This window comes from Bacillus sp. JST-5, assembly GCF_057747715.1.
The window spans coordinates 1-9,570 of the sequence record NZ_JBYLHW010000086.1 but is presented as its reverse complement, the minus strand read 5'-3'; the positions used below and the strand labels follow the sequence as shown (position 1 = coordinate 9,570).

Here is a 9,570-nt window from a genome sequence, read left to right as displayed (position 1 = left end):
CCCCGATTGAATATCGAGAAAAGACCGCAGCTTAATATACTCTTTTTTTCATTGTCTACTTGACAGGGTTATGTGCAGTATGACCTCTTTTTTTATTGAAATTTAATCCCAGTAATTCTAAGAAATTTGCATCTATAAATGGAGAAATAATCAGTCTCTAGGACGGTTCTGAAAAATATGAATTTTTATATAATAGGGTTAAATTTTCCTAAAGAGGTGAAAGAATGACATTTGCTGTAGAGGTAAAGGACTTAAAGAAATCATACAAAAAAAGAAAAACGAAAGAAAAGATTGAAGCTGTTAAAGGTATCTCTTTTCAAGTAAAAAAAGGTGAAGTCGTCGGTTTACTAGGCCCAAATGGAGCGGGAAAAACGACTTTAATTAAAATGATGTGCGGTTTATTGATTCCAGATAGCGGATCGTGCTTCGTGAATGGATACGATATGAAAAATCAAAGATTAAAAGCGTTAGAACATATTAGTGTCGTATTAGAGGGGAACCGAAATCTTTATTGGAGATTAACCGTTAGAGAAAATTTAGAATACTTTGCAGGCAATCGCGGCTTTTCTAGAAATGAAGTCTCCAACAAAATTAATGAATTACTTGAGCGATTAAACTTAAAAGAAAAAGAAAATGAAATGGTTAATACATTATCAAGAGGAATGCAGCAAAAAACATCTATTGCTGTTGCATTACTATCGAATACCGATGTTATTTATCTTGATGAGCCTACGTTAGGGTTAGATATTGAAACTAGCTATGAAATTCGTAAATTATTGAAATCCATTGCTGTTCAGGAGGAAAAAACCATTATTATAAGTACCCATGATATGCCGGTTGTTCAAGAAGTTTGCGATCGTGTCATAATAGTTAATCACGGTCAAATTGTTGCGGATGATCGTGTTCATAATTTATTGCAATTATTTGAAAGCAAAGCATATTCTTTTACTTTAAACGGCCATTTATCAAGTGAAAGTATCAACTATTTATCTAGAAGATATGTTGTCAACATACGTAATGAAAATAACGGAAAAACTATATTAGATGTCAATATTCTTAAGGGTGAAGATTTATACGAAATTATTGATCTATTAAAAGCGAATCAAGTACTTATCGAAAAAATTGATCGTACAACGGTTGATTTTGAAGAAGTATTTATGAAAATAGTGAAAGGGGGGGAACGTTTTGAAATGGTGGAATCTCTTTAAAAGTAACTTTAGGAGAGAAGTAATTTTATTAAAAAGATACTTGCCTAATACGATCAGTATGATATTAACTTTTTACTTTATTTTTTTAGGAATGTTTTTAGGAATTCAAATAGTAGGTGATCCTAGTAGTGCGGAGATGAATATTCAGTATGTCATTGTTAATTATATTTTTTGGTATTTAGCAATGGCAACAATGTCAGGGATTGGCTGGATGGTCAGTAATGAAGTAGTTCTTGGTACGCTCGAACAATTATATATGTCTCCTCTAGGAGCATATCGTATATTTTTATCAAGAATTGTAGCAACTACAATTATAGAATTAATTACTATTAGTGCGATGTTATTTATATCGATGTTAACAGCTGGAACTTGGCTAAATATTGATGTCTTATCAATATTCCCAATTTTACTCTTTACTTTGATTAGTATGTTTGGAGTAAGTTTTATGATTGCTGGAATGTCTGTCATATTTAAACAAATTCAATCATTTCTCCAAATTTCACAATTTTTATTTATGGGACTAACATTTGTACCATTGTCTATTGCTCCTTGGTTAGCGTTAGCTCCGATTGTAAAAGGTGTCGATATGATTCGTGAGGTGATGATTAAAGGTGTCTCATTAGTAGATTTCACGGTTGTTGACTATACCATATTAGTAGCCACTTCAGTCATTTACTTTATTATTGGTATATTTCTCTTCTTTAAGTGTGAAAAATTTGCAATGGAAAAGGGAATACTTGGTCAACATTAGTGATTGAAATTGATTGGTAAATGAAAAATAAAACTGCACCTTTAAAACCGAAAATTAAAGGTGCAGTTTCATTTTAATCTTTATTACATTTGATCAGGTGCCTGAATTCCTAATAGACGTAAACCTTCTTTTAATACAATTGTTACAGATTGAACCAATGCTAGTCTTGATTCTAGTTCTTCATTGGACTCAAGAATTCTTACCTTTCCATAATATTTATTAAAAGCTTGCGCAACATCGACTATATATTTTGCAATGATTGAAGGATCGTTTCCATGAAAAGCTTCACCGATTTTACTTGGGAAATATTTTAATTGTTTTATCAGTTCCCAACTATCATGATCCGTTAATGATTTATAACTTGGTGAATCGTATTTTCCCTTTCTTAGAAGCGAACACGCTCTAGCGTATGTATATTGAATATATGGTCCAGTTTCTCCCTCAAAAGTTAACATTTCTTCTAGAGAAAACTCGATATTATTCATTCGATGATTTTTCAAGTCGTGGAAAATGATGGCTCCAACCCCAATTTGTTTTGCAACTTCTTCTTTATTAGGCAACGTCGGATTTTTTTCTTGTATATTTTGTAACGCTAGTTTAATGACTTCATTAAGGACTTCTTCCAGTAAAACAACTCTTCCTTTACGTGTGGACATTTTTTTCCCGTTTTGTAAATACAGTCCAAATGGAACGTGTGTCATTCCCTCTGCCCATTGAAATCCTAGTTTTTTCAATACATTAAAAACTTGCTGGAAGTGTATGCTCTGCTCGTGTCCAACGACATAAAGTGCTTTTTTGAAATGATAAGTTTCATGACGATAAATGGCAGCTGCCAAATCCCTAGTTGCATATAAAGAAGCACCATCAGATTTACGAATTAAGCAAGGTGGTAAATCGAATTCTGTTAATGGAACTACATCAGCTCCTTCTGAATGCTCTAACAAATGTTTTTCTTTTAATAATTCAATGACACGCTCCATCTTATCATTGTAAAAAGCTTCTCCAGTATAAAAATCGAATGATATACCTAGTAATTCATAAATGTTTTTGAATTCTAAAAGAGAAACATTTTTAAACCATTCCCATAGTTTTAATTCTTCATCATTTCCGTCTTCTAATCTTTTGAATGCCTTACGTCCCTCTTCTTCGAGTGAAGGGTTTTTTTCTGCTTCTTCATGAAATTTTTTGTACAAAATAAATAGTTCAGAAATTGGGTTTTCTTTTACTTTTTCCTCATTTCCCCATAATTTATAGGCGGTGATTAATTTACCGAATTGAGTTCCCCAATCGCCAAGATGGTTGATGCGAACGGTTTGAAAACCACACTTATTGGCAATATTGGCAAGAGCATTCCCAATTACAGTAGAACGTAAATGACCCATTGAAAATGGTTTAGCAATATTTGGTGATGAAAAATCTACAACAATGGTTTTATCGTTTCCGAAGGATTGAGATCCATAATTGTCTTTTTCCTCCAATATCTTACACACGATCTCTTTTCCAATAATCGAACGATTTAAATGGAAGTTTATATATGGGCCAACGACGTCAACTCTTTCAATTATCGGATGCTTTAACTTTTCTCCAAGATTTTGGGCGATTTCATGCGGTGCTTTTTTGAATGTTTTGGCTAAAGTAAAGCATGGAAAAGCTAAATCTCCTAAAGTTGGATTTTTGGGGATTTCAATGATTTTGTACAAATATTCTTCAGATAACTCTGGTGAATGAATATGTTCAAATATTAAGCTAGCTAAGATTTGTTTTTCATTCATCATCATTAATACCCTCCTTTTTTATATAAAAATAGACTCGTCTCCATTAGAGACGAGTCTTTACCCGTGGTACCACTCTAGTTAACGAATAATCGTTCACTCTTTGCCTTAACGGGGCATAACCGGTAAGCTCTACTATCATTTCAAGCCTACGTCTCAAAAGTGCGCTTCTTCCTATGAAGTTTATTGGGCTCCCACCATCCCCAACTCGCTTTGAAACTTACTATAGGAATACTCTCTTTTTCATCGACTTTAATAATATAAATTTTTATTTATTATAACAATTTATGCTAATTTTAATAAGGATTAATCGTTATTTGTTGAAAACATGTAGTTTCGATGATAGAACCGAATACTAAATATGATCCCAAGTGCTAACATATTTCCCATCAAAGAACTTCCTCCATAACTTATTAATGGAAGAGGGATCCCTGTGATTGGGAGTAGTCCAACAGTCATTCCGATATTTTGGAATACGTGAAAGGTTGTCATACTAATAATTCCTGCACAGAGATATGCATTAAACTGTGATTTCGTATCTAAAGCAATTTTAATTAAATGATAGATGAGAAGGAAGTATAAACTGATAACAATACTTGAACCTATGAAACCAAATTCCTCACCTATTACACTAAATATAAAATCAGTATGACGTTCAGGAACATCTACTTCCCAAGCATTATATCCCTTTCCGGTTATCTCTCCAGATCCGATAGCTTGAAGAGATTTAATTAAATGGAAGCCTTCTTTTGATTGATAACTATAAGGATCGAGCCATGAATAAATTCGGCCAAATTGATAATCATCAACAAATTTATCAATAATATCAGGTTTCCATATAGCTATAGATAAAATAACTCCTGCTAAAATTCCAAAGAATGTGAAGGAAGGTAAAATAATCTTCCATGTAATCCCAGATACAAATATTAACCCGAGTGTAATGGCTATAAGCACTAAACCTGTTCCAAGGTCAGGTTGTTGCATGATTAAAAATAATGGTACAAAAGAAACACCTAGTAATTTAAATAATAGGAGCAAATCTGTTTTTATCGTTTTATAAATATACTTTTGATGATGGTCGACGATTAATCGACTCATCGCAAGTATCATAAAGGTCTTCATAAATTCAGAAGGTTGAATGCTCCCGACCCCTGGCAAAGTAAACCATGATTTTGCACCATTACGTGGCTCAGCAATACTTTCAGGTGCAAATATTAATATGATGAGCAAGAGAATACCAAAGCCATATAAATACCAAGCAAGTTTCCTATATTGATCCGGGTCAAAAAATAATGACATACCAATGATGATTGCTCCAACTACATACCAAGCTATCTGCATCACAACAAAATTAGTTCCGTATTGGCCTGAAGTTTGAGCACTTGAAATTGATATACAACTAACAATAAAGAATAAAAATATGATAAAGGCTAATGCCCAATCGAAACGTTCTCCTACCTTTTTCTTAGTGTTCATTTCATTCACCTTAATCAAATTAAATTAGTTTTTCTTTTCTAAAAAAATGTTAGCAGAGAATGTGAATAGTTACAATGAAAAATAGGTGGAAATGAATAATTGGAGAACTTTAGAAAAAATATAGCACACCAATTTCTTGATGTGCGTAATAATTTTTTTATAGTATAGCTTCTGTCCCAGGGGAATACGGAACTCGAGCTTTTTCTTTCGATGGATTCATTTTTGTTACTTCAATATATTTTATATGGTGATCTTCCATTTCAATAATTTTAAATTCATAGTCATGGAAGAAAACAGAATCTCCTTCTTTTGCTTCAAAGTTTTCTGTTAAAATCCATCCACCTACTGTATCAATATCTTGATCAACAATATTAATTCCCAATAATTCATTAATTTCTTCAAGAAGAACTTTAGAGTCAATGATATAATGTTCATCATTAATTTTTTGTATTAAAGGAACTTCATCGTGGTCAAACTCGTCTTGAATATCACCAACGATCTCTTCAATAATATCTTCAACTGTAACTAACCCACTTGTTCCACCGTATTCATCCATAAGGACTGCCATATGGATTCTTTCTTTTTGCATTTTCACTAATAGTTCGCGAACGGGAATCGTATCAATCACTCGGATAATTGGGCGAATAAAGTGTTCGAGTGTAATAGGATCATTATGATTACTGGAAACAATCCCAGTTAGAACTTCTTTTATATTAATAAGACCAATTATATGGTCTTTATCTCCATCAATAATTGGATATCTTGTATATTTCTCATCTTTAATTACATTTAAAACGTTTTCAAGTGAATCATCTTTTGACAATGTTACAATTTCCGTTCTTGGAACCATGATTTCTTTAGCAATTTTATCGTCAAAATCAAAGATTTTATTCACATACTTATATTCAGACTGGTTAATCTCACCACTTTTATAGCTTTCTGATAAAATGATTCGAAGTTCTTCTTCAGAGTGAGCAATGTCGCTTTCTTTAGCTGGTTTTAACCCAAACATGCGTGTTATGAGCTGGGCAGATCCATTTAATGTCCAAATAAACGGATACATCAATTTGTAAAACCAAATAAGTGGTCTCGCAAAAGATAAAGCAATAGCTTCAGCCTTTTGAATGGCAATCGTTTTAGGAGCCAGCTCTCCTACAACGACATGGAGAAATGTTATGATTGCAAATGCAATTCCAAAAGAAAGCAAATTAGATACAGAAGAAGGAAGATCAATATCTGAAAAAAAGGTAAGAAATATTCGTTCAAACGTAGATTCTCCAACCCAACCTAGTCCTAGGGCTGTAATAGTTATTCCCAGCTGACAGGCAGATAAATACTCATCTAAATTGGTAATGATTTTTTTTGCTGCAACTGCACTACGTCGACCTTCTTGAATTAATTGATCAATTCTCGAACTTCGAATCTTAACAATTGCAAATTCGGATGTAACAAAAAATGCTGTTAAAGCAATAAGAATGGCAATAAACACCAAATTAAATATGTCGTCCAAAAAATTTCCCTTAACTCGTTATGAAAACGAGTAAGGAGTCACCTCCCAAAAGTATAAAATTTTATGTTTATTGATAAAGGAGTTTTTAAACCCCTACTCTCCGAAATCAATGGACAACAAGATTTATATCAATTCAAAAACTTTTTGAAAATAAAAATAAATTTCTTAATATTATCAATATTATATGGAAGTTAAGTTGTTCCGTCAAATTTTAAGAATTAAACAATAAAGAGTATAAATTTATAAAATTATATGTTTTAATTCTAAATACCATTCCAAGAACATCACACAAAAAAAAGACTACACCCGTAGTCTTTTTGTTAAGTTAAATAAGAAATAAAAATTGAGGCTAAACTGAAATAAATAAATAAAGAAAAGATATCATTTAATGTTGTGATCAGCGGCCCTGAAGCAATGGCAGGATCTATTTTTAATCTATATAAAATAATCGGTATAATAGTGCCTGCCAACGTTCCAATAATTAATGTGAAAAATAAAGAGGCACCTACCACAAAACCTAAATAAAAATTTCCTCCTTGCCATATGTAAGCGATGGCCGAAATTAATAATCCACAAGTAATCCCAATGATTAGTCCAACACCAAATTCCCTAAGGATCAATTTAATAATGGCTTTTTTATCTAAATCTTTAGAGGCTAGTCCCCGCACAACAACAGCTAATGATTGAGTACCTGTATTCCCAGTCATTCCCGCAATCATTGGCATAAAAAATGCTAAAGCGACAACCTTGTCTAAAGTTTCTTCAAAAACGCTAATGATACTTCCGGATATTACACCGATAATTAGAAGTAAAATTAGCCATGGCAATCTCCGACCTGCTGCAACAAGTGCTTTTGTTTCAAAGTCGATAGATTTCCCAGAAGCTGATAATTTTTCGATATCTTCGTTCGCTTCACGAATGATGACATCAACAATATCATCGACGGTTACAATACCAGTCAACACATTGTTTTCATCCACTACAGGAATGGCTAAAAAGTCGTATCTTTCAATTAATCGGGCTGCTTCTTCTTGATCGGCATAAGCAGAAACAGAAATCACTCGTTCATACATAATGTTTTTTATTAATTCATTAATATCAGCTAGAAGTAAATCGCGATAAGATACAACCCCTACTAATTTTTTTTCTTCATTAATGACATACAAATAGTTAATCGTCTCTGCGAATTCAGCAAAGCTTTTTAATTTATCAACAGCCTCTCGAACTGTGTATGTGTCACGAATCCACACAAAGCGGTTGGTCATTAATCGACCGGCAGACTCTTCAGGATAATTCATGATATTTTGCACGATGGTGGATTCTTCTTTTTTCATTCCAGAAAGTAAGTGATTGATGACTTCTGGAGATAGCTCCTTGAGCATGGATGCCAAATCGTCATTATCCATTAAGTCTAATACTTTTCCTTTTTTGTCAACTCCAAGCCTATTTAAAACATCAATTTGACTATGATGATTCAATTCTTGAATAACATCAGCTAATAAATGGTTATTTAACAATAGAAGGAGGCGGGTTTTATGTTTTTCTGGTAATTTTTCATAAATATTGGCAATATCATAAGGATGTAGTTCGTCTAATAGTAGATCTAGCTCTTTCTTTTTATGCTCTTTCATAAATTTAATTACTAATAATACGAGCTGATCATCGTTAAGATGTTGTTTCATTTTTTCCTCCCCCTTTCATTATAAGACCTCACTATTTTAATATACATAACGAAGAATATAAACCTCTTTCTTCGAAAATGGAAAAAATAATCATTACAGTAAAATGAGGTGGAAAATAATTGTATAGAGATATTTTTCCGATTATTTGCTAGAATAAAACATGGATTTCTAAATCGTTAGATAAACCTCTGGAGGTTGGGGCCTGTGTCAAAATTAGATGATGTCAGTGAAGTTCTCTATTTCCATTTAAATCATAGCGATCATTTTGTACTATCTTATGGATACTCATTCCCTGAATTTTATAAATCGGTAACAAAACCTATACAAAACATACTTTTACTAAAACAGTCGACCGATGAAGGAGAACTTCATTTACATACATTATTACAATATGTGACAGAAGAAAATATGGAAGGGTTTATCAATCGCGGCAGCTATAAAAATGGCTCCTTATGTTGGATAGATTTTGATGAACTGTCTAATTTAGATTTAGTTGAAGGACAAGAATTAGCCGAATTACTTTACTTGGGTCATTTGAAAAAACATTTAAAAATTCCCTTTTATCAAACATTAAACAATCAATATGTTTATTTAAGTGATGAGGAAAGCATGTTTGTAAAAACATTTTATAAGGATTTAATGTCTTTTTACAATATGGTTAGCAATCTAATACCTTTCAAACTTAGACAAATAAAAGTGCCAAAATCTTGGTTTCCATTTCGGAAGAAACCTACATTTCCACGAATAGACGTGGAAGTACTAAAAACATTGGAAAAAGAATTCAAAGAAGGGATTATTTTTTCTTTTAATCAGGCATCGATTAAAAGAAACAAAATTCAAATTCCTTTTTGGCTTATTGGTGATATCGCTAGCCTAGAAGAGTTAGAAGAAGAATTTAAAGATGCTCGTAGGAATCATTCTAAAGGATATTTAATTTTTGATAAAGGAATTTGGTCAATAAAATAAGGTTCTCAAAACTAATTTGTGAGAACTATATAAAAAGATTTCTTCAATTTAATAAAAAGAAGGCTGATTTAACAATCAGCCTTCAGCTTGTAGACAAAGTCCCTAACTTAGGGGCCAAATCTACAGGCTTTTTTGTATAATAGGGATAGAATTCTTGGTTAACGGGGGAAATTTAGGATGTTATCGAAGCGTACTGACAATAATC

7 protein-coding genes and 1 other annotated feature are annotated in these 9,570 nt (G+C 32.4%); of the genes, 3 read left to right on the top strand and 4 right to left on the bottom strand.

What is annotated here, in order from left to right; translation table 11 throughout:
* Positions 1 to 224 precede the first annotated feature (224 nt).
* Both AC3ASS_RS12840 and AC3ASS_RS12835 read left to right on the top strand, forming a co-directional pair.
* The gene (locus AC3ASS_RS12840; RefSeq protein WP_488283919.1) at positions 225 to 1,208 is read left to right on the top strand and encodes an ABC transporter ATP-binding protein; all 984 of its coding nucleotides are present in this window, start codon (positions 225 to 227) and stop codon (positions 1,206 to 1,208) included.
* Entirely contained in the window at positions 1,186 to 1,959 is a 774-nt protein-coding gene (locus AC3ASS_RS12835; RefSeq protein ID WP_488283918.1) for an ABC transporter permease, read from the top strand. The genes AC3ASS_RS12840 and AC3ASS_RS12835 overlap by 23 nt, the downstream gene beginning before the upstream one ends.
* Positions 1,960 to 2,042: 83 nt before the next feature.
* On the opposite strand, the gene argS is transcribed toward AC3ASS_RS12835, so the two are convergent.
* From argS to mgtE, 4 genes are all read right to left on the bottom strand, one after another.
* Positions 2,043 to 3,731, bottom strand: coding sequence for an arginine--tRNA ligase (argS, locus tag AC3ASS_RS12830; protein ID WP_488283920.1), 1,689 nt, complete (start codon positions 3,729 to 3,731; stop codon positions 2,043 to 2,045).
* Positions 3,732 to 3,776: 45 nt separating this feature from the next.
* Positions 3,777 to 3,987: a binding site (T-box leader), on the bottom strand.
* Positions 3,988 to 4,037: 50 nt separating this feature from the next.
* Positions 4,038 to 5,207 carry an FtsW/RodA/SpoVE family cell cycle protein gene (locus AC3ASS_RS12825; protein WP_488283917.1) on the bottom strand — a complete coding sequence of 390 codons (1,170 nt, stop codon included), beginning with the start codon at positions 5,205 to 5,207 and terminating at the stop codon, positions 4,038 to 4,040.
* A 157-nt stretch (positions 5,208 to 5,364) separates the two neighbouring features.
* Positions 5,365 to 6,717, bottom strand: coding sequence for a hemolysin family protein (locus tag AC3ASS_RS12820; protein WP_488283916.1), 1,353 nt, complete (start codon positions 6,715 to 6,717; stop codon positions 5,365 to 5,367).
* Positions 6,718 to 7,037: 320 nt separating this feature from the next.
* Entirely contained in the window at positions 7,038 to 8,399 is a 1,362-nt protein-coding gene (gene mgtE / locus AC3ASS_RS12815; RefSeq protein WP_488283915.1) for a magnesium transporter, read from the bottom strand.
* Positions 8,400 to 8,603: 204 nt separating this feature from the next.
* On the opposite strand from mgtE, the gene AC3ASS_RS12810 reads away from it, so the two are divergent.
* Positions 8,604 to 9,365, top strand: a complete 762-nt coding sequence (locus AC3ASS_RS12810) for a hypothetical protein (protein ID WP_488283914.1) — start codon at positions 8,604 to 8,606, stop codon at positions 9,363 to 9,365.
* The last annotated feature ends 205 nt before the right edge of the window (positions 9,366 to 9,570 follow it).

What these genes read in the sequence shown, in the direction of transcription:
- mgtE (WP_488283915.1), bottom strand. Translation starts at nt 8,399, where the DNA reads ATGAAACAACATCTTAACGATGATCAGCTCGTATTATTAGTAATTAAA.
- argS (WP_488283920.1), bottom strand. Translation starts at nt 3,731, where the DNA reads ATGAATGAAAAACAAATCTTAGCTAGCTTAATATTTGAACATATTCAT.
- AC3ASS_RS12840 (WP_488283919.1), top strand. Translation starts at nt 225, where the DNA reads ATGACATTTGCTGTAGAGGTAAAGGACTTAAAGAAATCATACAAAAAA.
- AC3ASS_RS12825 (WP_488283917.1), bottom strand. Translation starts at nt 5,207, where the DNA reads ATGAACACTAAGAAAAAGGTAGGAGAACGTTTCGATTGGGCATTAGCC.